This window comes from Citrobacter sp. BIDMC107 (assembly GCF_001037575.1).
GTDB lineage: Bacteria > Pseudomonadota > Gammaproteobacteria > Enterobacterales > Enterobacteriaceae > Citrobacter > Citrobacter freundii.
Genome location: NZ_KQ089848.1, coordinates 4,091,156 through 4,116,006, shown reverse-complemented (window position 1 = coordinate 4,116,006; position 24,851 = coordinate 4,091,156). Strand labels below are relative to the sequence as shown.

The window sequence follows — 24,851 nt, the reverse complement described above, 5'->3', positions numbered from 1 at the left end:
GATATTTCAGGATGTGTTAGAGGTGCATACCCCAATTGGGGTAAATGCTGTTGCCGGATCAAAGGAGTGTTGAGTTGGCGGGAAAAAATGCGCTTTTGCTCACATTTCAATGAGTTATATAGCCACGTATATAGCGATTCAATATTAAGATAATAATCTCATGTTTAAGATGATTCTTAGAATATATCGCTACATTGAACGTAAACCATTGCTGGATACACTTAAAATATAAGTAAATACAGATTAATTGATGATGCGAATATGTTAACCTGCCCCTGACTCGTTCAAAAGACAGAAGAAAGGAAACACTGTGAACAATAAGATGAAGACAATTGTCCCTGCCGTACTTTTCGCCGCCTTTACCAGCACTTCTGCATTGGCTGCCAGTAACGATAGCGCCGCTCAGCCGCTGGAAAAAGTCGCCCCTTATCCTAAGGCGGAAAAGGGTATGAAGCGCCAGGTTATCCAGCTTACCCCAGAGAAAGATGAATCTACTCTGAAAGTAGAACTGCTGATCGGACAAACGCTGGAAGTTGACTGCAACCAACACCGCCTGGGTGGCGAACTGGACAGCAAAACGCTGGAAGGTTGGGGATATGACTACTACGTCTTCGACAAAGTCACATCTCCGGTTTCAACCATGATGGCCTGCCCGGACGGTAAGAAAGAGAAGAAATTCATTACTGCGTATCTGGGTGATGACGGCATGCTCCGTTACAACAGCAAGCTGCCGATTGTGGTCTACACCCCGGAAAACGTGGACGTTAAATACCGTATCTGGAAAGCAGAAGATAAAATTCAAGACGCAGTCGCGCGCTAAGTCAGGATGTGCCGGATGGCGGCGTACCGCCTTATCCGGCATACAGACGCATAAAACAGGCCGGATAAGCGCAGCGCCATCCGGCATTGTATTTACAGTGCGATATCCGCGACGGCTTTCTGTTCAGGCTGCGGTTGTGCCTGAGGTTTCAGCTGTGGTTTCGGTGCTTCATCAGCAACCTGCGGCTTGTCATATTTCAGACCCAGAACCTCACTGGTGTACTGCAACTCTTGTTCCGTAGCCTCAACGTTACCGTTCAGCTTAGTACCATAAGACGGAATGATGGTTTTCAGCTTCGCCTGCCACTCGGGGCTGGCCACTTTATCTTTAAACACTTTTTCCATCAGATGCAGCATGATCGGTGCCGCGGTTGATGCGCCCGGAGAAGCTCCCAGCAGCGCAGCAATCGTGCCTTCTTTATCGCTGACGACTTCAGTACCCAGACGCAACACGCCGCCCTTCTCCGCATCGCTTTTGATGATCTGCACACGCTGGCCCGCCTGCCATAAACGCCAGTCTTCTTTTTTCGCCTGCGGATAGTACTCTTGCAGCGCAGCAAAACGGTCGTCGTCGCTGAGCATCACCTGGCTCACCAGATATTTCACCAGATCGAAGTTATCCAGACCCACGTTGACCATCGGCATAAAGTTCGACGTGGTGGTCGAGCTGAGCAGATCCCACAATGAACCGTTTTTCAGGAACTTGGTGGAGAATGTCGCGAATGGCCCAAACAGCACAACGCGCTTGCCATCAAGGATACGCGTGTCGATGTGCGGTACGGACATCGGCGGCGCGCCAACGGAGGCCTGACCGTACACTTTCGCCAGGTGGCGGTTGACTACGTCCGGATTGTCCGCAACCAGGAACTGCCCGCCCACCGGGAATCCGGCATAGCCTTTCGCTTCCGGAATGTCGGTTTCCTGCAACAGCTTCAGCGCAGCGCCACCGGCACCGATAAAGACAAACTTCGCCTTGATATCATGTTCCGCTTCGTTATTTTTCAGATCGGCGACCGTGACCGTCCAGCTATTGTCGGCATTACGCTTAAAACCGCGCACTTCGGTGCTCAACTGCAGCGCAAAGTTGGGCTTTTTCTGCAATGAGGTAATCAACTGGCGCGTGATTTCGCCGTAGTTCACGTCAGTACCAATCTCGGTACGCGTTGCTGCGACTTTCTGTTTTGGATCACGACCTTCCATGACCAGCGGCGCCCACTCTTTAATCTGCGCGTGATCTTCAGAATAACGCATACCGCGGAATAACGTGCTCTGTTGCAATGCGGCGTAACGGGCACGCAGGAAGTTGACGTTCTCGTCACCCCAGACAAAACTCATGTGCGGAACGGTAGTGATAAACGAGCGTGGTTCATGCATCACGCCATTATTAACCTGATATGCCCAAAACTGGCGGGAAATCTGGAAGGCTTCGTTAATGTCGACTGCCTTTTCAATGCTGATGCTACCGTCTGCCTTTTTAGGCGTGTAGTTCAGCTCCATCAGTGCGGAGTGTCCCGTTCCGGCGTTATTCCAGCCATTTGAGCTTTCCTGCGCTACACCATCCAGTCGCTCAACCATGGTCATTGACCATTGCGGCTCCAGCTCCTGTAAATAGGTTCCCAGCGTGGCGCTCATGATGCCGCCGCCAATCAACAGTACATCCGTTTCCTGCTCTTCCGCCGCTTTCGCTTTTGCCGCCATCGAGACAACATTCAGCCCTACAGCCATGGTGAAGAGCATGGCAGTCACTTTTTTCATAATGTTAATGCCTTACTTTTAGTATCGCTTTTTTGCTTTTAATGCAGGTGAAAATCGAGCGGCATCAACGGTAACACTTAAGTAAAAATAATTAAATATTGTTTATAAATTATATTTAATTTTTAAAGATGTTATAAATACGTTGATATTTTATAGGGTTATTGGCAATCATTTCTGGAAACCGGCCCGGCAGACGGGTACTATGCTGCGCTTTGCTATTCACCGCACGGATGCCTGTCGGTCTGCTGTATCAGGCCATTTTTGACCTGAGTGTAACTATGTCTGCAACTCAACATTCCTCTGTCGCAGTCGCGGAAAACGCGACCCGTGCCGTGCTCCGCCAACCCCGTCTGCTGGTTCGCGAAACACTGGCCGGTGTGGTAACCGCCCTGGCGCTGATCCCGGAAGTGATCTCGTTTTCCGTTATCGCAGGCGTTGATCCTAAAGTCAGTCTGATCGCCTCCGTCGTACTGTGCCTGGCGATGTCCTTTTTAGGTGGTCGTCCCGCAATGGTTACCGCCGCTGCAGGATCGGTTGCGCTGGTGATTGGTCCAATGGTGCATCAACACGGCGTGCAATACATCCTGCCTGCAGTGGTACTGGCCGGGATGATTCAGATCCTGTTTGGTGTATTGGGAATGGCACGTCTGATGCGATTCATCCCTACGGCCGTGATGACCGGATTTGTCAACGCACTAGGTATTTTGATTTTCTTTGCCCAGGTCCCTCATTTCTGGGGGAAAAGCCCGCTCATCTGGGGGCTGTTTGTCCTGACGCTGCTGATTGTGCTGTGGGTTCCGCGGTTTATTAAAGCTATCCCCGCACCGCTTATCGCCATCGTGCTGCTGACCGTGTTCACTGTCACCAGCGGGCAACTGTTACCGACCGTCGGTGACGAAGGTTCGATGAGCGGCGGCCTGCCGGGTTTCACCCAGTTGTTGGTTCCGCTCAACCTGCAAACGCTGGCGATTATCTGGCCCTGCGCGCTGAGTATCGCTTTTGTCGGTTTGATGGAGTCGCTGTTGACCGCCCGTCTGGTGGATGACCTGACGGTGACGCCGTCGAATAAGAATCGCGAGAGTGCCGGGCTGGGGATAGCCAATATTCTGGCCGGATTTTATGGCGGCATCGCCGGGTGCGCGATGATTGGTCAAACCATCGTTAACGTCGAGATGGGCAAAGGACGCAGCCGCGTCTCGACGGTTGCCGCCGGACTGGTATTACTACTGTTAGTCACTGGGTTAAGCGAAGTGATGGCAGAAATACCCATGTCGGTGCTGGCGGGAATTATGGTGATTGTGGCGGTAAAAACCTTCAGTTGGCACAGCATCCAGCCCGCCACGCTGAGGAAACTCCCCGTCACTGAAACGCTGGTGATGCTGGTGACCGTCGCTGCCACGGTATCCACCGGCAACCTGGCGATTGGCGTGGTTACCGGGGTGATGGCAATGCTCATTCTGCCACGTATCGTCAGAAGCAAACGCGCGGCTACATCAGAAACAGCGTTGCCAGACCGAGAAAAATAAAGAAACCGCCGGTATCGGTAATAGCCGTAATCATGACGCTCGAGCCAACCGCCGGGTCGCGCCCGAGCTTCACCATCGTCATCGGAATGATGACCCCCATTAATGCTGCCATCAACAAATTAAGCATCATCGCCAGGGTCATTACTCCGCCGAGCGCCATGTCATCGTACAGCCACCAGGTAATACCGCCCATAATTCCGCCCCATACGAGGCCATTAATCACTGCAACGCCCATTTCGCGCAGGATCAAAAACGTCAGGTTCCCCGGCTGAATATTTTGTAGCGCCAGCGCGCGGACGATCATGGTGATGGTTTGATTCCCGGTATTGCCGCCAATTCCCGCCACAATTGGCATCAGCGAGGCCAGCGCCACCAGTTGCGAAATCGTATGTTCAAAACCGTCGATCACCCGCGAGGCGATAAAGGCGGTACAGAGGTTAACGGCCAGCCACGCCCAACGGGTTTTTACCGCTTTGGTAACGGGCGCAAACACATCCTCTCCGGCGCTTAAGCCCCCCATTCGACGCAAATCGGTATCAGTTTCTTCATAGACCACATCGACGATCTCATCGATAGTTAAGCGGCCCATCAGCTTGCCTGAAGGGTCAACGACTGCAGCACTGACCAGGTCGTCACGTTCGAAGGTACGTGCAGCGTTTTCAGCGATATCGTCCGGAGAAAAGGTGAGCGGGTCATCTTCCATCACCTCGCTGACTTTGCGTTGCACATCATTGAGCAGAATGCAGGTTAGCGTCAGTTCTCCAACCAGCACTTTATTGCGATCGGTCACGAAGAGTTTATCGGTGTTCTCCGGCATTTTGCCCAACCGTCGCAGGTAGCGTTGCACCACTTCCAGCGTCACGTCCGGACGCACGGTGATGACTTCGAACTCCATAATCGCGCCGACGCGATTCTTCTCGTAATGCATTACCTGGCGGACACGCGCCCGCTCTTCGGCTGGTAACGTCGCCAGCAACCGTCCAGTGAGGTTACGCGGGAGATGCTGCACCAGATAAATCTGTTCATCGATATCGAGATATTGCAGCGCATCCAGTATTTCGCGGTCACTCATCTCATCGATCAGGTCGTCCCAGACGTTTTCAGACGCCTCAAGCAGGACGTTACCACGCTTTTCACTTTCGACCAGTCGCCACAGGGCGTGACGCTCTTCTGAAGGTAATGCTTCGAGGGTATCGGCTAAATCGGGAGGCGGCAGGTGGGCGACCAGCGCCCCTACCTCAGCAATATCGTCGGCTAACGTACCGACGTCATATTGCTCAGCCAGGGTAAGCTTGCCCAACAGTGTTGAAATAATGGCTTTATCAGTGGTCAGCAGCCAGATAAGGCGCGCACGCTCTTCATCACGCAGCCTGGCGCTGTTTTTGTTTATTACGGACATTAATCATAAATCCATGATATGAAATATCATTAATCATGATGCCGATTTATGTAAATAACAATAAACAGTGCCGCCGGGTGGCTAAAAAACCGGCGGCACGTGGGATCAGGCTGTGCGAGCCACCGCGTCACGCGAGGCGGCTTCACGTTCATCGCCCAGCAGTTCACTCAACTGTCCGTTACGCATTTCCAGCAGCCTGTCGGCATGAATAAAATAGTGATCGTCGTGGCTAATGGCGAAAATGGTTTTGCCCATTTCCTGCATCAAAGGCAATAGCACCTGATAGAACTCCCGGCGGAAATGGGGATCCTGATCGGCAGCCCATTCGTCCAGCAGAATGATGTCGCGCTCCTCCGCCAGAGCCAGCAGCAGCGCCACGCGTTTCTTCTGCCCTTTCGACAGTTTCAGATTGAGGATACGGCCATCGCTCAGCTCCAGCTTGTGCCCCATCTTCAGATGTTCCAGCCACTTCGCGACCAACTGCGGATTAGCCTCTTTACCTTCCGGCCCCAGCAGTTTGTCGAACAGCCAGACGTCGGTAAACACGGCGGAGAATAGCTTGCGGTAGTCTTCCGGTTTTTCAACGGCAACGGCCTTACCATCAAGCAATATTTCGCCTGACTGCGGCTGGTATAGACCAGTCAGTAACATCGCCAGCGTAGATTTCCCGCTACCGTTACCGCCAATCAGAAAGATCAGTTCACCGCGATGAATCGTCAGATTCACGGGTCCAACGGAGAAGGCGTTATCCTGATAGTGGAAAACCACGTTACGTAACTCCAACGTCTGCCAGTTCGGAAACGCATTTGGACGTGGGAATTCGGCCTTAAAGGGCGCAAGGGCAAACCTGTTCAGCTTGTTGAACGCTACCTGCGCGGTGAGCAGCGTCGGTAGCGCGCCAACGGCAGAGAGCAGCGGCGTGCGTAAAAATAGCAGCGTCAGCGAATAGGTCGCCGCCACGGCGGTATCCGCCCAGCCCAGACTGTTGGCCATCCAGAACACCAAACCAATGGCGCCCAGCATCATAATGTTCGACCAGTTGACTGCGCTCAGGTGGAAAGTATCGGCGCGAATAATATGGTGACGGTACTCTTTGGCATCCGGGACGTACATCTGATTAAAGATATGCTCGGCACGCTCACGGTTGAGCGTCAGCTCTTTGCGCCCTTCCAGCACCGTTTGATAATCGTTGTACAACTTATCTTCAGTTTCGCGCAAGGTGGCCATGTGTTTATACACCCGCGCCACCAGCACAAATCCGCCCCAGATGGTGATTGCCATCCAGATTGCTGTCACCAGCAGCATTTTAGTCGACAGCATCGCCAGATACGCCGCCGATCCGACTGTCAGGATAATCCCCTGTACCAGCTCAGGCAGACGAACAAAGGCGATGGTGATGTTGCGGATATCACTGGTTAAACCCGCCAGCAACGAGGCGCTGCCAAGCTGTTCGATGCGCTCGACGTGGGTGTCCAGAATCCGTTTGATAAATTCGCTACGCAGTCGGTAGACAAAGTGGTGTCCCAGCGTGGTGAGCGCCAGTTGTGAACCGAGGGTGACGGCCATCAATAATAGCAGCAGGCCAAGAAACTCCGGTAGCACCATCAGCGTGGTGTCGACCGTTTCAATCAGACGCTGGTTGATAAACGCAATCAGCCCAATCCCCAACGCGGCGCTGGCGAGGCTGAGCGCCATCACGCTGATAAATGGCCAGCGATACTGCCGCCAGACAAGAAGTAAAAGTTCCATGCACACAACCCGGACAAGTAATAACAGCCCGCAGTTTAAACATCTCTTCACTGACAGCAATAATAATTCTTATTTTTATTCTTTTTTACCTGCCTGACGAAACGTCAGATTGTAACGACAGTCTCCGGTCAACGGATGATACCCCGTTTTAAGCGGCTGGATCCCATGATAAAACAGCCGCGAATTACCGCCCCACACCACGACATCGCCATGTTCCAGCAGCAAACGCTTTAAAGGGTCATTACGGCGCAATCCGCCAAATTGAAAGATGGCCGGTAGCCCCAGCGATACAGAGACAATCGGCGCCCGCAGGTCGGGCTCGTCTTTATCCTGATGTAAGGACAGTTTTGCCCCTGGCGTGTAGCGGTTAATCAGGCAGGCATCGGGTTGAAAATCAGCATAGCCCGCCGCCGTCGCCGCCTGTTGACACAGGTCAGCAAATGCATCCGGCAGCGGCGGCCAGTGCACGCCGGTGAGTGGATCAAACGGAGAATAAAGATAGCCATGCTGATCCGTCGTCCAGCCCAGATGGCCGCAGTTGGTCATTGCCACCGACATCGTATAGCCGCCGGGCGTTACCATCTGACGAAATGGCGACTGTCTGGCGACAGCCGCTATCGCCTGCAGTAAAGTAGGTGCAGAGTCAAAAGCGAAACGTCGCAGAATAACCGCACCTGAAGCCAGCGGCTCCTGCCAGGGTTTAGCATCCGCAAAAAGATCGAGCATTATGTTTCCTCGCCAGTAGTTTCCCGTTGCAGTAACTGCGCCTTGCGCGCAATACCCCATCGGTAGCCCGAAAGTGCGCCATCACCACGGATCACCCGGTGACACGGAATAACAATCGCCAGTTTGTTGGCCCCACAGGCACTGGCCACCGCGCGTACCGCCTTCGGTTTGCCGATGGCGCTGGCCAGCTGTTGGTAGCTCATTGTTTCGCCGCACGGAATTGCGCGCAGCGCCTGCCACACCTGCTGCTGAAATGCGGTGCCCCGGATATCCAGGGGTAGCGATAGCGACGCGTCACGCGAGTTGATCGCGGCGATCACTTCGCGCACGCGCTGCTGAAAATCGGCATCTGCAGGAACATCCTGCGCGGCGGGAAACAGCTCATGCAGATCCGCAACTAACGTGGCGTCATCATCACCAAGTAAGATCGCACAGATACCCCGCTCGCTTTCTGCCACCAGACAACGACCCAGAGCGCAATCTGCGAGGGTATAGCGTACAGAAACGTTGTCGCCACCTTTACGAAATTGCTTTGCGGTCATGCCTAATGTCTGATCCGCTTTGCGGTAATAGCTGCTGCTGTCGGGGAATCCGGCGTTGAGAATCGCCTGCGTAACCGGAACACCTTTCGCCAGAGCATCGCGCAGACGGCGGGCACGCCAGGACTGCTGCCACGCTTTCGGGGTCATGCCTGTCGTAGCTTTGAACAAGCGATGTAAGTGATACGGGCTCATTGCCACCTGTTGTGCCAACTCGTCCAGCGTAAGAGGTGACTCTTGCTCCAACAACTGGCAGGCGCGGGCAATTTTGTCCAGTCGATGCTGTTGCGCGCTGTCTTTATCCGGCTGGCAGCGCTTACAGGGGCGAAACCCGGCAGCCTGCGCCTGCTGAGCATCAGAGAAAAAGCAGACATTTTTGCGCAGCGCATGTTTTGCCCGACAGGACGGACGGCAGAAAATACCGGTGGTCTGGACGGCAAAAACAAACTGACCGTCGGCGTCGGCGTCACGAGCCAAAACGGACTGCCAACGGTCATCGTCAGTGATGCGTAAACGATTTTTCATTTCGGACTCCTTTGTTAAGCATAGCGCTTAGCCTCAGTGTGTCCCCATAGCCGGATACAAAAACCCGCAATCTTGCTTTTTAATTTTTTTCGCTGACCAGAAAGCTTTTGAACTGCGGCGACATCCAGGTGTTAAACCCCTCGCCCTCTTTCATAATCATATAGACCGCCAGCCCTTCACGACGCACAACTTCTTTGGCCTTTTCCGGGCCGAGCACCATCAATCCAGTATCCCAGCCGTCAGCTTCCAGCGCCGTTGGTGCAATGACCGTTACGGACACCAGGTTGTGTTCAATCGGACGACCGGTTTGCGGATCGATAACATGGGAAAGACGCTTGCCATCCAGCTCATAATAGTTACGGTAGCTGCCGGAGGTGCTAATGCCATGCCCGTTAATGTCTACAATCGCCTGCACCGCGTTTTCACGATCGGTCGGTTTCTGAATTGCGACACGCCACGGATGCCCTTCAGCATTCATACCGCGGCTGTTTAGCGCACCACCAACGGAAACCAGATAACGGGCGATCCCTTCCTGCTCCATTAATCGTGCCAGATGATCGGCGGCGTACCCTTCGCCAACGGTAGAGAGATCCACATACAGATCCGGCAAGTCTTTTTGCAGGTAATTCTGATGCGCTTCATTCACGACCTTTAGATGTGAAAGTCCGGTTTTCGCTTTTGCAGCGTCAATTTGCTCTTGGGTGGGAATATGCAACGGTTGCTGATCCGGGCCAAAGCCCCACAGATTGACTAACGGCCCCACGGTGATATCCATAGCCCCATCGGTTTTTGCGCCAATGCGTAGCGCCGAGGTCACGATATCCGCCATGGCGTCGCTAACCGGCCATGGTGACAAACTATTCGATAAGTTAAAGCGCATCAATGCAGAGTCATTTTTATAGGTGGAGAGCAGTTGATCATCGGCATCAAGCTGAGTCTGGATCTTCACCTGTAGTTCTGCGGCGCGTTTTGCATCGACGCCCACGACACTGACCCGCCAGAAAGTGCCCATGGTTTTACCTTCCAGAACGGTGGCTGGCGTTGTGGTCTGAGCAGGTTTCGGGGCTTCATCGCACCCGACAAAAAAAATCGTCACCGCCAGCAGCGCTGCGCGATAGAATTTCATTTCCATACGTAATTATCCTCATGCGAACGCGCGCAAGAGTACACCAAAAATCGTTGTTTGTACGGCGGAAAAACAGCATTAAAAAAGGCCCCGCAGGGCCTTTGATAACAATAAATATAGATTAGAACTGGTAAACCAGACCCAGCGCTACGATATCATCGGTACCGATACCTGCGCCACGGGTGAACTGATTGTCATCCAGCAGGTTGATTTTGTAATCAACATAGGTGGACATGTTTTTGTTGAAGTAGTAAGTCGCACCAACATCAACATATTTCACGATGTCTTCGTCGCCATAGCCACGGCCCAGGTCTTTACCTTTAGACTGCAGGTAAGCCACGGACGGACGCAGACCGAAGTCGAACTGGTACTGAGCAACCGCTTCGAAGTTCTGTGCTTTGTTAGCCCAACCCAGGGAGCCTGCACGCGTTGCGTTGTAGGTCTGAGTGTACTGAGTTGCAAAGTAGAAGTTGTTCGCGTCGTATTTAATACCACCGGTATAGGTTTCAGCACGGTCGCCGGTACCGAAGTTCAAACGGTTCTGTTCGTCGGTACGTTTTGAACTGGTGACTGCAGTACCCAGAGAGAAGCCTTCGCCGATATCATAAGTGATAGATCCGCCAACGCCGTCGCCATTCTGACGCAGTGCTTCACGACCGTTGTTGGTCACGCCGGTCATGCCTTCGCCTTCCGGGCTACCGTTTTTACCCTGATACTGCAGGGCAAAGTTCAGGCCATCAACCAGGCCGAAGAAGTCGGTGTTACGGTAGGTCGCGAAACCGTTACCACGCTGCTGCATGAAGTTGTCAGAACCGTAGGTGTCGCCGCCGAATTCCGGCAGAACGTCGGTCCAGGACGTTACATCGTAAACTACGCCGTAGTTACGACCGTAGTCGAAAGAACCAACATCAGCGAATTTCAGACCCGCAAACGCCACACGCGTCCAGGAGTTGTTCTGAGATTCAGGCGCGTTACCCTGAATCTGGTATTCCCACTGGCCGTAACCGGTCAGTTGGTCATTAACCTGAGTTTCGCCTTTGAAGCCGATACGCATATAGGTTTGGTCACCATCAGCGCTTTTGTCATCGGAGAAATAGTGCAGACCGTCGACTTCGCCGTAAAGGTCTAATTTGTTGCCGTCTTTGTTATAAATTTCAGCCGCATTCGCTGCGCCTGCTACCAGCAGTGCTGGTACCAGGAGGGACAGTACTTTAACTTTCATGTTATTAACCCTCTGTTATATGCCTTTATTGCTTTTTTATGCCACTGCATACTGATTAAGGTCATTAACCAGTCGGCAACTTCATTCTCCGCAAAAACACAGAATAATCCAACACGAATATGATACTAAAACTTTTAAGGTGTTTCATTTATCCGCATAGATGTTTCAAAATATTAATACAAGGGAACTTTTTTAAAATCAAAAAATAGGCAAAATAAGCACAAATAATCAAGAATCATATCAATAATCTTTAAAATCAATTAATTACACGAAAAAATCTTATAGCACTGAATGACAAAAAAAAAATCTTCACTCGCAACTAAAATAGACCCGCTATCATCATTAACTTTATTTATTACCGTCATTCATTTATGAATGTCTGTTTACCCCTATTTCAGCCGAATGCTCAGCGTTCGGTTTTTTTTTACCCTTCTTTACACAAAACTTACCTTTCTGTGCTACCGATGCAAAACTATAACGACTATTAACTATCTCATAGCACTGCGCTCAGATATAAGCCTGACAAATAATTGATTGTTATTTAATGCTAAATGTATACTTTCCGTACGAATATTTGTACCCGCCGTTATCCACTGTACACCTTTGCACCGTCACGGGCGCAACCAAATGAGGCGTAAAAAATGCAACCTCTGCCGCGCGGTGTAAGTGTGGTAATTCATACATTACCCTTTATACTGCCCCTTCATCTTTCGCGTCGTTTAACAGGTCATAAACACGAATGAGTCAGTCTGACACAACGGTTTCCACCCGATTCTCCCTGTTGCCAGGAAGTATTACCCGTTTCTTCTTATTACTGATCGTTGTGCTGTTGGTGATGATGGGTGTTATGGTCCAGAGCGCCGTCAACACCTGGTTAAAAGATAAGAGCTATCAGATCGTCGATATTACCCATGCCATTCATAAAAGGGTCGATACCTGGCGATACGTGACCTGGCAAATCTATGACAACATTGCCGCCTCAACCAGTTCGCCGGGTGCAGAAGGGCTGCAGGAAACGCGTCTGAAACAAGACGTCTATTATCTTGAGAAGCCGCGCAGAAAGACCGAGGCACTGATTTTCGGCTCGCATGACAGTTCTACATTGGAAATGACCCAGCGCATTTCAACATATCTGGATACGTTGTGGGGCGCAGAGAATGTCCCATGGTCAATGTATTACCTGAATGGTCAGGACAACAGTCTGATCCTAATCTCGACGTTACCGCTGAAAGATCTTACCTCCGGTTTTAAAGAATCGACGATTGGGAATATTGTCGATTCCCGGCGCGCTGAGATGCTGCAACAGGCTAATGCGCTAGATGAACGTGAAAGCTTCTCTTCACTGCGCCGTCTAGCCTGGCAGAACGGGCATTACTTCACGCTACGCACGACCTTTAATCAGCCAGGACATCTGGCAACGGTTGTCGCCTTTGACCTGCCGATTAATGACTTGATCCCGCCCGGTATGCCGCTGGACAGTTTCTATCTGGAACCAGATGCCACCTCAACGACCGAGCACCTGAATGAAAAAGAGTCGCCTGACAGCGTCAGCATTAATTTCAACAACAGTAAAATTGAGATCTCTTCGGCGCTAAACTCAACGGATATGCGGCTGGTATGGCAGGTTCCGTTTGGCTCATTGCTGCTCGATACATTGCAAAGCATTCTGCTACCGCTTTTGCTGAACATTGCGTTGCTGGCCCTGGCGCTATTTGGCTATACCACTTTTCGCCACCTCCCAGTCCGTTCCACCCAAGTGGCGCCAAACCTTGCGGCAAATAATGAACTGCGCGTTCTTCGCGCAATCAATGAAGAGATTGTTTCCCTTCTGCCACTGGGATTACTGGTACACGATCAGGAAGCAAATCGTACGGTGATCAGCAACAAAATTGCCGATCACCTGCTGCCGCATTTAAATCTGCAAAACATTACCAACATGGCAGAGCAGCATCAGGGAATCATTCAGGCCACCATCAATAATGAACTGTATGAAATCAGACTGTTTCGCAGCCAGATCTCCCCGAGAACGCAGATCTTTATCATTCGTGACCAGGACCGCGAAGTGCTGGTCAATAAGAAGCTGAAACAAGCGCAGCGGCTGTATGAGAAAAATCAGCAGGCCCGCGCGGCCTTTATGCAGAATATTGGCAGCGCGCTGAAAGACCCCGCGAAAACGTTGGCTGCCAATGCCGCCGCGCTCAATACACCGGACAGCCAGAAACTGGCAAATCAGGCCGACGTTCTGGTGCGAATGGTGGACGAAATCCAGCTAGCCAACCTGCTGGAGAACGATGCCTGGAAAGGTGAATCCACACTGTTTTCCGTGCAGGCATTAATTGACGACGTAGTTCCGGAGGTTCTGCCAGCCATTAAGCGTAAGGGGCTGCAGCTACTGATTAAAAATCACCTTAGCGCCCATGATGAACGCCGTGGCGATCGCGATGCCTTGCGCCGTATTTTGCTGCTGTTGATCCAATATGCGGTAACCACCACGCAGATTGGTAAAATCACGCTGGAAGTCGACCAGGATGAGTCAGAGGCTGAACGCCTGACCTTCCGCATTCTGGATACCGGGCAAGGCGTCACATTGAATGAAGTTGATAATCTCCATTTCCCGTTCATCAATGACACGCAGGGCGATCGGTATGGCAAAGCCAACCCTCTGACGTTCTGGTTGTGCGATCAGTTAGCCCGTAAGCTTGGCGGACACCTGAATATCAAAGCGCGGGAAGAACTTGGAACACGTTATATCGTCCATGTTAAAATGCCGCTGCACGATCAACATGCTGATAGTGAAGAGCGCCTGTTGGATGACGTCTGCGTAATGGTTGATGTCACCTCAAATGACGTACGTAGCATTGTATTACGTCAGCTGGAAAACTGGGGGGCAACCTGCATCACGCCCGATGAACGGTTGAATAGTCAAGAATATGATCTCTTTTTAACGGATAATCCGTCTAATCTTACTGCTTCAGGCCTACTTTTAAGCGATGATGAGTCTGGCGTGCGGAAAATTGGCCCTGGCCAACTGCGCGTTAACTTTAATATGAGCAATGCTATGCAGGAAGCTGTCCTTGAGCTGATTGAAGAGCAACTGGCGCAAGAAGGGTTCCAGGAACTCCCCCTCGGCGGAGATGAAAACGCCGAACTTCATGCCAGTGGTTACTACGCTCTCTTTGTAGACACAGTACCGGATGATGTTAAGAGGTTGTATACTGAGGCGGCTATCAGCGATTTCGCTGCGTTAGCCCAAACGGCCCATCGCCTGAAAGGCGTGTTTGCCATGCTTAATCTGGTACCCGGCAAGCAGTTATGTGAAGCGCTGGAACATCTTATTCAAGAGAAAGATGCTCCAGGTATAGAAAAATACATCAGCGACATTGACGTTTACGTCAAGAGCTTGCTGTAGCAAGGTAGCCCAATACATGAACACTATGAACGTAATTATTGCCGATGACCACCCGATTGTACTGTTCGGTATTCGTAAATCACTTGAGCAAATCGAGTGGGTAAATGTTGTCGGCGAATTTGAAGACTCCACTGCACTGATCAACAATTTGCCTAAGTTGGATGCGCATGTGTTGATTACCGACCTCTCCATGCCGGGAGATAAATACGGTGATGGGATCACGTTAATTAAATATATCAAGCGTCATTTCCCGAGCCTGTCGATTATCGTTCTGACCATGAACAACAATCCGGCTATTCTGAGCGCGGTACTGGATCTCGATATTGAAGGGATCGTACTGAAGCAAGGTGCGCCAACCGATCTGCCGAAAGCGCTTGCCGCACTGCAGAAAGGTAAGAAATTCACCCCGGAAAGCGTGTCTCGTCTGCTGGAAAAAATCAGCGCCAGCGGCTATGGCGACAAACGTCTGTCACCGAAAGAGAGTGAAGTTCTGCGTCTGTTTGCCGAAGGTTTCCTGGTTACTGAAATCGCGAAAAAACTCAACCGTAGTATTAAAACCATCAGCAGCCAGAAAAAGTCGGCAATGATGAAACTCGGTGTGGAAAACGATATCGCCCTGTTGAATTACCTCTCTTCCGTAACGCTGAGTCCCTCAGACAAAGAGTAATTCTTTTAACACCAAAGTGCCTGATGGCACGCCGTTTATCAGGCCTACGAATGACACTGCGTGGTGCGTGTTCCGTAGGCCGGATAAGGCAAGCGCCGCCATCCGGCATCTGTTATTCCCGCGCCTTCCTCACCCTTTCCGCATAGACCGTCAGAGTTTGCTTCAATACATCCAACGTCACTGGCTTAGACAAACAGCTATCCATACCCGATTCCAGGCAACGCTGCTTCTCTTCGGCCAGCGCGTTGGCCGTCACGCCGACAACCGGCAGCGTTAACCCTAACTGGCGGATACGCTGGGTCAGGCGATAACCATCCATGTTTGGCATGTTGACGTCACTCAGCACAATGTCGATATGATTTTTGCTGAGCACATTGAGCGCATCCACACCGTCATTCGCGGTTTTACACTGATATCCCAACGATCCCAATTGATCGGCCAGTAAGCGCCGGTTTATAGGGTGATCGTCAACAACCAGGATCATCATGTCATCGTTCGTCGCACCGGCTTTATCCGGGGTTGGCAGCGCCGTGGAGAGCTCTTCACTCCCCAACTCTACACTGTAGATATGTGCCAACAGCGCAGGCAGTTCGTGCGGTGACGCCACGCTGTGTACCCATTCTCCAGGCTCTCTTTCCAGCGGAATGCCAATATGTCGGCGGCAGAAAATCACCGCTGCTCGCCCCTGCCAGGCCTGTTCCAGCACATCGTCGGCCACCAACAGGTCATCCGCATCGGGCTGTTGTCCCTCATACCGCAGCACCGTCATCCCATTACGCGTCAGGCTGGATTCGAGAAAATGGTACAGTGACGCATTACGTACCGCCAGCCAGCAACGTGTGCCAGCCAATCCTTCAACACCCTTTTTCAGCGGATACTGTGCGCCATAAAGCGGAATACGCAGCGTAAACTGGCTCCCCATTCCCGGCTCGGAATCGACGGAAATATCCCCATCCATCATGCTGATCAGTTTTTCACAGATCGCCAAACCAAGTCCCGTTCCCTGGAAATTACGCTGTACGCCAGTCCCCACCTGGAAGAAAGGATCGAACAACCGAACCACCTCTTTGGCAGGGATCCCTACACCCGTATCACGCACTCGAATGCTCAGATAGTCGCCGCTGCACTGCACGTGCAACACAATACAACCGGTATCGGTAAACTTGATTGCGTTACTCAGTAGATTAGAAATCACCTGTTGTAAACGCATCGGATCGCCATTCAGCGCCACAGGCACATCCGGATCGATAAAGCAGTACAACCCCAACTGCTTGCGGACCACCAGCGGCAAATAGTTAGCCGTAATATGGTTCATGACTTCACGCGGTGAAAACTCTCGCGGTTCAATCTTCAGCTGTTCAGATTCAATCTTTGAGAAGTCGAGAATATCGCTGATAATTTTCAGCAGCAGGCTGGAAGAGTTATTCATCGCCGTTACCAGACGATCCACCCCACTCGGTAACTCTTTGGTTTGCAACAAATCAAGGTTACCGATAATGCCATACAGCGGTGTACGTAGCTCATGGCTCACCGTCGCAAGGAACATCGATTTTGACTGGCTAGCCTGTTCCGCCGCCTGTGCCATCTCCTGCAACGACTCTTCCATTTTAACGCGCGCACTGACATCAACAAGGACACAAATTGCCACGTTTTCATTACGATAGCGCGAGTGCACAAAGCTGATTTGCAGATTGGTATTGTTGCTGGTCAGCACATCAACAAAATTGACCTGTTGGCCGCAAATAATTTGCGTTAACCGCTGACGGTCTTCATGCGTCAGCATGTTCAGATAGGTGTGCGCCAGTTCGTTACTCAGGATATTAATGCCATCCATCGTGCGCAGAATACAAATACCCACCGGCGCAGAAGCCACGATTTTACGGTTAAACTGCTCATGTTCTTCCAGCCGCTGAGCATCACTTTCCGCTGGAATAAAAATGCGCCGTTCATACATGCGCGTGAGCATAAACAATGCCGCCCCGACCAGCACGTTCAGCAATATAGCGTTCAGGATCATCATGCGGATCCGCTCCAGCACCAGGTCGACAGGAACGGAGTACACGATGCTCAGGGAGGACGGAGGCAGATTTTTCTTCAGTACCAGCTCGCGGAAACCTGGCGTGTAACCAAACCAGGAGCGCTCCTGCATCCAGTGGGGCTCAGCCTTAATATTCCCTTCAGGGCCGGTGAGAGAAATTAGCGCATGGCCATTTTCGTCGAGGATGGTCACGCCCATAGGTAAACTACCCGGTGTGAAGAAATTCTCCATGCGAATAGGCTGCTCTACGCCCAACAGCGCCTGGAGACGATTGGCGAGGTAAACCGGCGTCAGTGCATAGAAATACCCTACTCCCGGACGCGGCCCCTGGCTAATCCAGAACAAGTTGTTGCCGTTTTCTTCTTGCGTAGCATTGCGATACTTAATAATGCGCTCATGCAGAGCCTTCAGGGCCTCGTCTCGTTCGACGGGCATATCACGCAAACCGAAATTGGCCATACAGAGGTTGTCGCTGCCGATCAGGAACACTCGATTTAAATCATAAGCGGCGGAAAAGTTGTCGCGCCAGTAGCGCATAAACCATGCCAGTGATTCCAGAGAACCTCGCCAGGCGTTGCCCATTACCGAACAGTCGGAGTCGGCAAACAGCGGCTCAAAATTAGGCACGACGGTTTTATCGTCTCGCGCCCGCAGCGACATCACGCCGTTTTCCGCCGTTAAGCGATTTTCGGCAATATATTTCAGCTCTTTAATCACATCAGAGGTGCGCTGAATGTAACGTTGGGCCTGATCGGAGCTGAGATTAAGCTCCTGATGGATCTCAGACTCTCGCTGGTGCAGCGCATTCACAATGTAGAACACGGAGGCAAACGCGATCAGACACCAGATAACGAGCGCCAGCGCTCTGAACAGGTAGCGTGAGACTTTTAGGGTTGAATGAACGGAAGCAAGGTATTTCAAAGGGGCGAAGCTCCGCCTCAGGGCATTAATAGAGTGTGGTTAAGGTAGCGGTAAATGTCTTTTGTCGCAATGCCATTAAAAAAAGGGCCGGAGTTCTCCGGCCCTTCTTATTACGTTTTAATTACTCTTCAGCGTCATCCGCTGCATCATCATCGCTTTCCGCTTCAGGCGCGATATCCTCGTCACCTTCAGCTGCACTTCCGTCGATGGAGTCGAGCTCTTCATCATCAACCGGTTCAGCAACGCGTTGCAGACCCACAACGTTTTCGTCTTCCGCAGTACGGATAAGGATAACACCCTGGGTATTACGCCCTACCACGCTGATTTCCGACACGCGAGTACGTACCAGCGTACCTGCATCGGTGATCATCATAATCTGGTCGGTATCTTCAACCTGTACTGCGCCAACAACGGAGCCATTACGCTCGGTGACTTTGATGGAGATAACACCCTGCGTACCACGAGACTTGGTTGGGTATTCGCTTTCCGCTGTACGCTTACCGTAACCGTTCTGCGTGACGGTCAGGATTGCCCCTTCACCGCGTGGAACGATCAGGGAAACAACGGAGTCTTCACCTGCCAGTTTGATCCCGCGAACACCGGTCGCCGTACGACCCATCGCGCGAACTGCGTTCTCTTTAAAACGCACCACTTTACCGGCAGCAGAGAACAGCATAACTTCGTCATTACCGGACGTCAGATCAACGCCAATCAGTTCGTCGCCTTCGTTCAGGTTGACGGCGATAATACCGGCAGAACGCGGACGGCTGAATTCGGTCAATGCCGTTTTCTTCACGGTACCGCTGGCGGTTGCCATGAAGACGTTGACGCCCTCTTCGTACTCGCGTACCGGCAGAATTGCGGTGATACGTTCGTTCGCTTCCAGCGGCAGCAGGTTAACGATTGGACGTCCACGCGCACCACGGCTCGCTTCCGGCAGTTGATAAACCTTCATCCAGTACAGACGACCACGGCTGGAGAAGCAGAGGATCGTGTCATGGGTGTTGGCCACCAGCAGGCGGTCGATAAAGTCTTCTTCTTTAATGCGTGCTGCAGATTTGCCTTTACCGCCACGACGCTGCGCTTCGTAATCGGTTAACGGCTGATATTTCACGTAGCCCTGATGAGACAAGGTCACGACAACATCTTCCTGGTTAATCAGATCTTCGATGTTGATGTCAGCGCTGTTCGCGGTAATTTCGGTCCGACGAGCGTCACCGAACTGTTCACGAATCAGCTCCATCTCTTCACGGATAACTTCCATCAGACGATCTGCGCTGCCCAGAATGTGCAGCAGTTCAGCGATCTGTTCCAGCAGCTCTTTGTATTCGTCGAGCAGTTTTTCGTGCTCAAGGCCGGTCAGTTTCTGCAAACGCAGATCCAGAATAGCCTGAGCCTGCTGTTCAGTCAGGTAGTACTGACCGTCACGCACGCCAAATTCCGGCTCCAGCCACTCAGGGCGCGCGGCGTCATCACCAGCACGTTCCAGCATGGCGGAAACGTTGCCCAGTTCCCACGAACGCGCAACCAGCGCGGCTTTCGCTTCTGCCGGGGTCGGCGCACGGCGGATCAGTTCGATGATCGGATCGATGTTCGCCAGCGCAATCGCCAGCGCTTCAAGGATGTGCGCACGGTCGCGGGCTTTACGCAGTTCAAAGATAGTACGACGAGTTACGACTTCACGGCGGTGACGTACGAACGCGGCAATAATATCTTTCAGGTTCATGATCTTCGGCTGGCCATGGTGCAATGCAACCATGTTGATACCGAAGGAAACCTGCAATTGGGTCTGGGAGTAAAGGTTGTTCAGAACCACTTCCCCGACCGCATCGCGTTTCACTTCAATCACTATGCGCATACCGTCTTTGTCAGACTCGTCACGCAGCGCGCTGATGCCTTCTACGCGTTTGTCTTTTACCAGTTCGGCGATTTTCTCAATCAGGCGCGCTTTGTTTACCTGATACGGAATTTCGTGGACGATGATGGTTTCACGACCCGTTTTGGCATCCGCTTCGACTTCCGCGCGTGCGCGAATGTACACTTTGCCACGGCCGGTACGGTAGGCTTCTTCGATACCACGACGACCGTTGATGATCGCTGCAGTCGGGAAGTCCGGACCCGGAATATGTTCCATCAGCCCTTCAATGCTGATGTCTTCATCGTCAATATATGCCAGACAGCCGTTGATCACTTCAGTCAGGTTGTGCGGCGGAATGTTGGTCGCCATACCTACCGCGATACCGGACGAACCGTTCACCAGCAGGTTAGGAATTTTGGTCGGCATGACGTCAGGAATTTGTTCGGTGCCGTCGTAGTTATCGACGAAATCAACCGTTTCTTTTTCCAGGTCAGCCATCAGCTCATGGGCGATTTTCGACATACGGATTTCCGTATAACGCATCGCCGCTGCGGAGTCGCCATCGACAGAACCAAAGTTACCCTGACCATCTACCAGCATGTAACGCAAGGAGAATGGCTGCGCCATACGAACAATGGTGTCGTAAACGGCGGTATCACCATGAGGGTGGTATTTACCGATTACGTCACCAACGACACGGGCAGATTTTTTATAGGCTTTATTCCAGTCGTTGCCCAATACGTTCATGGCGTAAAGTACGCGACGGTGAACCGGCTTCAGGCCATCTCGGACGTCTGGCAGCGCACGGCCAACAATGACCGACATCGCATAATCCAGATAGGAGCTCTTCAGCTCTTCCTCAATGTTGACCGGTGTAATTTCTCTCGCAAGGTCGCTCATCTAACCGCTATCCCTCTACTGTATCCCGGATTCAAAGGTCGCAAATTATAACACATACGTGAAGATTCAGGTAAATGGATTCCCCCTGACAGAGGCTTTATTCATCCCGTCAGGCTGATATACTCATTTGCATCGCAAATTTAGGAGTAGAAGCCCCAATGAATGCCGAAAAACCCCCGGTTACTCACAACGTTGACCATGAAGAAATTGCCAAGTTTGAAGCAGTCGCGTCACGCTGGTGGGATCTTGAGGGTGAATTTAAGCCACTGCACCGTATTAACCCGCTGCGTCTGGGCTACATTACTGAACGCTCAGGCGGCCTGTTTGGTAAAAAGGTTCTCGACGTCGGCTGCGGCGGCGGCATTCTGGCGGAAAGCATGGCGCGCGAAGGCGCAACCGTCACCGGGCTGGACATGGGCTTTGAACCGTTACAGGTCGCAAAACTGCATGCGCTGGAGAGCGGCATCCAGGTGGAGTACGTACAAGAAACTGTCGAAGAACATGCGGATAAGCATGCGCATCAGTATGACGTTGTGACCTGCATGGAAATGCTGGAGCACGTACCAGATCCGCAGTCGGTGGTCAGGGCCTGCGCCAGGCTGGTTAAACCGGGCGGCGAAGTCTTTTTCTCCACGCTTAACCGCAACGGCAAATCCTGGCTGATGGCGGTGGTCGGAGCGGAATATATTCTGCGGATGGTGCCGAAAGGCACGCATGATGTGAAAAAATTCATTAAGCCCGCTGAACTGTTAGAGTGGGTTGACCAGACCGTGCTGAAAGAGCGTCATATGACCGGCCTGCACTACAACCCCATCACCAACACCTTCAAACTCGGTCCGGGCGTTGATGTGAACTATATGGTGCATACCACCGCCAAAAGCGAATAAACCAGCGCTCATGGCCTTATGACGCTGGATTGTAGGCCGGATAAAGCGCGCCAGCGCCGCCATCCGGCACGACTCCGGGCTTTAAAGCCTGATGGCGCTTCGCTTATCAGGCCTACGTTATTACGCATCGCCTACCAATCCTGAGTAGTACCGGTACAGCAATTTTTGCGCCAGATCATAAGAACTTTCCTTACCTTAGATGAAGAAATCAGCACTCGATCAAAATTTCTATTTTTTTTCTCAATTATTGACATCCCCGCCAGGCCTTATAAGACGCGCACTTAGCGATTCTCACCCTTTTGCAACCTCAATTTAACCTCAAAATCAACTCTTGTGCTGAAAAGAATCCCTACTAGAATACTCACCATATAGCGTCTATTTTATCAAACAACCCCTATATATAGTATTTATCCACAGACTTAGTCACAACATGACTCTGTGGATAATATGGGGGATATTTTTTCTTTCACGGACAGGTAAAAAACCACATGAATCAGAGTCTGCTGGTGACAAAGCGTGATGGTAGTACAGAGCGCATCAATCTCGACAAAATCCACCGAGTTCTGGATTGGGCGGCAGAAGGACTGAATAACGTATCGATCTCTCAGGTCGAGCTGCGCTCCCACATTCAGTTTTATGACGGTATCAAGACCTCCGATATCCATGAAACAATCATCAAAGCTGCCGCCGACCTGATCTCCCGCGAAGCGCCGGATTATCAGTATCTGGCCGCCCGTCTGGCGATTTTCCATCTGCGCAAAAAAGCCTATGGCGAGTTTGAACCGCCAAAACTGTTTGACCATGTCGTGAAAATGGTTGAAATGGGCAAATACGACAATCATCTGCTGGAAGACTACACGGAAGAAGAGTTCAAGCAGATGGACTCGTTCATCGTACACGATCGTGATATGACCTTCTCCTACGCTGCGGTGAAGCAGTTAGAAGGCAAATATCTGGTGCAAAACCGTGTTACCGGTGAGATCTATGAAAGCGCACAGTTCCTCTACATTCTGGTAGCAGCCTGCCTGTTTTCTAACTATCCGCGTGAAACACGTCTGCAATATGTAAAACGTTTCTACGACGCCGTTTCTACGTTCAAAATCTCGCTGCCGACGCCGATTATGTCCGGCGTGCGTACCCCAACGCGTCAGTTCAGCTCCTGCGTACTGATCGAGTGCGGCGACAGCCTTGACTCCATCAACGCAACCTCCAGCGCGATTGTGAAATACGTTTCTCAGCGTGCCGGTATCGGCATTAACGCCGGTCGCATCCGTGCGCTGGGTAGCCCGATTCGCGGCGGTGAAGCGTTCCACACCGGTTGTATTCCGTTCTACAAGCATTTCCAGACTGCGGTGAAATCCTGCTCTCAGGGTGGCGTACGCGGCGGTGCAGCCACGCTGTTCTACCCAATGTGGCACCTGGAAGTTGAAAGCCTGCTGGTCCTGAAAAACAACCGTGGCGTCGAAGGCAACCGCGTTCGTCACATGGACTACGGCGTACAGATCAACAAACTGATGTACACCCGTTTGCTGAAAGGCGGCGACATCACCTTGTTTAGCCCGTCCGACGTCCCGGGTCTGTATGACGCGTTCTTCGCCGATCAGGATGAGTTCGAACGTCTGTACACCCAATATGAAAACGACGACAGCATCCGCAAACAGCGCGTGAAAGCGGTTGAGCTGTTCTCACTGATGATGCAGGAACGTGCCTCTACCGGTCGTATCTATATTCAGAACGTTGACCACTGCAACACCCATAGCCCGTTTGATCCGGTTGTCGCACCGGTACGCCAGTCCAACCTGTGCCTGGAAATCGCCCTGCCGACCAAACCGCTGACCGACGTTAACGATGAAAACGGCGAAATTGCGCTGTGTACGCTGTCCGCATTTAACCTGGGCGCTATCGAAAGTCTGGACGAACTGGAAGAGCTGGCCGTACTGGCGGTACGTGCGTTGGATGCGCTGCTCGATTACCAGGATTATCCGATTCCGGCCGCCAAACGCGGTGCGATGGGTCGTCGTACGCTGGGTATTGGCGTTATCAACTATGCCTACTGGCTAGCGAAAAACGGTAAACGTTACTCTGACGGCAGCGCCAATAACCTGACTCACAAAACCTTTGAAGCGATTCAGTATTACCTGCTGAAAGCGTCTAACGAGCTGGCGAAAGAGCAAGGCGCATGCCCGTGGTTTAACGAAACCACCTATGCGAAAGGCATTCTGCCGATCGATACCTATAAAAAAGACCTGGATGCTATCGTCAGCGAATCCCTGCATTACAACTGGGAAAGCCTGCGCGAATCAATTAAAACTCACGGTCTGCGTAACTCCACGCTCTCCGCTCTGATGCCGTCCGAGACCTCTTCGCAGATCTCCAACGCCACCAATGGTATTGAACCACCACGCGGTTACGTGAGCATCAAAGCATCGAAAGATGGAATTCTGCGTCAGGTCGTGCCGGACTACGAACACCTGCACGACGCATACGAACTGCTGTGGGAAATGCCGAACAACGACGGCTATCTGCAGCTGGTAGGTATCATGCAGAAATTTATTGATCAGTCGATTTCTGCCAACACCAACTACGATCCGTCGCGCTTCCCATCCGGAAAAGTACCGATGCAGCAGTTGCTGAAAGACCTGCTCACCGCCTACAAATTTGGTGTCAAAACGCTGTATTATCAGAACACCCGTGACGGTGCGGAAGACTCTCAGGACGATCTGGTACCGTCCATTCAGGACGATGGCTGCGAAAGCGGCGCATGTAAGATTTAATCTTTTGCCGG

At 51.8% G+C, this 24,851-nt stretch carries 15 protein-coding genes; 6 read left to right on the top strand and 9 right to left on the bottom strand.

The genetic code is table 11. From position 1 onward, the window contains the following. Positions 1-322 precede the first annotated feature (322 nt). Complete coding sequence (gene eco, locus SK39_RS19055; RefSeq protein WP_003839433.1) at positions 323-820, top strand: serine protease inhibitor ecotin; 498 nt, start codon at positions 323-325, stop codon at positions 818-820. A 92-nt stretch (positions 821-912) separates the two neighbouring features. On the opposite strand, the gene mqo is transcribed toward eco, so the two are convergent. Further along, positions 913-2,574, bottom strand: coding sequence for a malate dehydrogenase (quinone) (mqo, locus tag SK39_RS19050; RefSeq protein ID WP_016150680.1), 1,662 nt, complete (start codon positions 2,572-2,574; stop codon positions 913-915). A gap of 278 nt (positions 2,575-2,852) precedes the next feature. On the opposite strand from mqo, the gene SK39_RS19045 reads away from it, so the two are divergent. Continuing rightward, complete coding sequence (locus SK39_RS19045; RefSeq protein ID WP_032936865.1) at positions 2,853-4,100, top strand: SulP family inorganic anion transporter; 1,248 nt, start codon at positions 2,853-2,855, stop codon at positions 4,098-4,100. Here the strand turns inward: SK39_RS19045 and mgtE are convergent. The 6 genes from mgtE to SK39_RS19015 all read right to left on the bottom strand — a co-directional run bounded on the left by mgtE (position 4,063) and on the right by SK39_RS19015 (position 11,386). Next, complete coding sequence (mgtE, locus tag SK39_RS19040) at positions 4,063-5,499, bottom strand: magnesium transporter (protein ID WP_003027576.1); 1,437 nt, start codon at positions 5,497-5,499, stop codon at positions 4,063-4,065. The two genes, SK39_RS19045 and mgtE, sit on opposite strands and share 38 nt — an antisense overlap. Positions 5,500-5,604: 105 nt before the next feature. Next, on the bottom strand, positions 5,605-7,248 hold the full coding sequence (locus SK39_RS19035) for a multidrug ABC transporter permease/ATP-binding protein (RefSeq protein ID WP_003027580.1): 1,644 nt from the start codon (positions 7,246-7,248) through the stop codon (positions 5,605-5,607). Positions 7,249-7,323: 75 nt separating this feature from the next. Continuing rightward, positions 7,324-7,974 carry a DNA oxidative demethylase AlkB gene (gene alkB, locus SK39_RS19030; RefSeq protein ID WP_003027582.1) on the bottom strand — a complete coding sequence of 217 codons (651 nt, stop codon included), beginning with the start codon at positions 7,972-7,974 and terminating at the stop codon, positions 7,324-7,326. Beyond that, positions 7,974-9,038, bottom strand: a complete 1,065-nt coding sequence (gene ada / locus SK39_RS19025) for a bifunctional DNA-binding transcriptional regulator/O6-methylguanine-DNA methyltransferase Ada (protein WP_048217314.1) — start codon at positions 9,036-9,038, stop codon at positions 7,974-7,976. The genes alkB and ada overlap by 1 nt, the downstream gene beginning before the upstream one ends. Positions 9,039-9,117: 79 nt before the next feature. Continuing rightward, positions 9,118-10,170, bottom strand: coding sequence for an FAD:protein FMN transferase ApbE (gene apbE / locus SK39_RS19020; RefSeq protein ID WP_046670095.1), 1,053 nt, complete (start codon positions 10,168-10,170; stop codon positions 9,118-9,120). Positions 10,171-10,285: 115 nt separating this feature from the next. Next, entirely contained in the window at positions 10,286-11,386 is a 1,101-nt protein-coding gene (locus SK39_RS19015; RefSeq protein ID WP_048217313.1) for a porin OmpC, read from the bottom strand. 739 nt (positions 11,387-12,125) lie between these two features. Between SK39_RS19015 and rcsD the strand changes: the two genes are divergently transcribed. Beyond that, the gene (gene rcsD / locus SK39_RS19010) at positions 12,126-14,795 is read left to right on the top strand and encodes a phosphotransferase RcsD (protein ID WP_003845134.1); all 2,670 of its coding nucleotides are present in this window, start codon (positions 12,126-12,128) and stop codon (positions 14,793-14,795) included. Between the two features lie 16 nt (positions 14,796-14,811). Next, positions 14,812-15,462, top strand: coding sequence for a response regulator transcription factor RcsB (gene rcsB, locus SK39_RS19005; protein WP_003027592.1), 651 nt, complete (start codon positions 14,812-14,814; stop codon positions 15,460-15,462). 112 nt (positions 15,463-15,574) lie between these two features. On the opposite strand, the gene rcsC is transcribed toward rcsB, so the two are convergent. Further along, a complete protein-coding gene (rcsC, locus tag SK39_RS19000; RefSeq protein ID WP_003027595.1) occupies positions 15,575-18,421 on the bottom strand; it encodes a two-component system sensor histidine kinase RcsC in 2,847 nt (948 codons plus the stop codon). A gap of 121 nt (positions 18,422-18,542) precedes the next feature. Further along, positions 18,543-21,179: a DNA topoisomerase (ATP-hydrolyzing) subunit A gene (gene gyrA / locus SK39_RS18995; RefSeq protein WP_003027598.1), complete on the bottom strand. Its 2,637-nt coding sequence runs from the start codon at positions 21,177-21,179 to the stop codon at positions 18,543-18,545. A 158-nt stretch (positions 21,180-21,337) separates the two neighbouring features. Here gyrA and ubiG point away from each other — a divergent pair, with 158 nt between their 5' ends. Together ubiG and nrdA are read left to right on the top strand one after the other, a co-directional pair. Next, positions 21,338-22,066: a bifunctional 2-polyprenyl-6-hydroxyphenol methylase/3-demethylubiquinol 3-O-methyltransferase UbiG gene (gene ubiG, locus SK39_RS18990; RefSeq protein WP_003027601.1), complete on the top strand. Its 729-nt coding sequence runs from the start codon at positions 21,338-21,340 to the stop codon at positions 22,064-22,066. 488 nt (positions 22,067-22,554) lie between these two features. Beyond that, a complete protein-coding gene (gene nrdA / locus SK39_RS18985; RefSeq protein ID WP_003027604.1) occupies positions 22,555-24,840 on the top strand; it encodes a class 1a ribonucleoside-diphosphate reductase subunit alpha in 2,286 nt (761 codons plus the stop codon). Positions 24,841-24,851 lie beyond the last annotated feature (11 nt).

Excerpts from the sequence above, each read along its gene's own strand:
- eco (WP_003839433.1), top strand. The coding sequence starts at position 323 with ATGAAGACAATTGTCCCTGCCGTACTTTTCGCCGCCTTTACCAGCACT.
- mqo (WP_016150680.1), bottom strand. The coding sequence starts at position 2,574 with ATGAAAAAAGTGACTGCCATGCTCTTCACCATGGCTGTAGGGCTGAAT.
- SK39_RS19045 (WP_032936865.1), top strand. The coding sequence starts at position 2,853 with ATGTCTGCAACTCAACATTCCTCTGTCGCAGTCGCGGAAAACGCGACC.
- mgtE (WP_003027576.1), bottom strand. The coding sequence starts at position 5,499 with ATGTCCGTAATAAACAAAAACAGCGCCAGGCTGCGTGATGAAGAGCGT.
- SK39_RS19035 (WP_003027580.1), bottom strand. The coding sequence starts at position 7,248 with ATGGAACTTTTACTTCTTGTCTGGCGGCAGTATCGCTGGCCATTTATC.
- alkB (WP_003027582.1), bottom strand. The coding sequence starts at position 7,974 with ATGCTCGATCTTTTTGCGGATGCTAAACCCTGGCAGGAGCCGCTGGCT.
- ada (WP_048217314.1), bottom strand. The coding sequence starts at position 9,038 with ATGAAAAATCGTTTACGCATCACTGACGATGACCGTTGGCAGTCCGTT.
- apbE (WP_046670095.1), bottom strand. The coding sequence starts at position 10,170 with ATGGAAATGAAATTCTATCGCGCAGCGCTGCTGGCGGTGACGATTTTT.
- SK39_RS19015 (WP_048217313.1), bottom strand. The coding sequence starts at position 11,386 with ATGAAAGTTAAAGTACTGTCCCTCCTGGTACCAGCACTGCTGGTAGCA.
- rcsD (WP_003845134.1), top strand. The coding sequence starts at position 12,126 with ATGAGTCAGTCTGACACAACGGTTTCCACCCGATTCTCCCTGTTGCCA.
- rcsB (WP_003027592.1), top strand. The coding sequence starts at position 14,812 with ATGAACACTATGAACGTAATTATTGCCGATGACCACCCGATTGTACTG.
- gyrA (WP_003027598.1), bottom strand. The coding sequence starts at position 21,179 with ATGAGCGACCTTGCGAGAGAAATTACACCGGTCAACATTGAGGAAGAG.
- ubiG (WP_003027601.1), top strand. The coding sequence starts at position 21,338 with ATGAATGCCGAAAAACCCCCGGTTACTCACAACGTTGACCATGAAGAA.
- nrdA (WP_003027604.1), top strand. The coding sequence starts at position 22,555 with ATGAATCAGAGTCTGCTGGTGACAAAGCGTGATGGTAGTACAGAGCGC.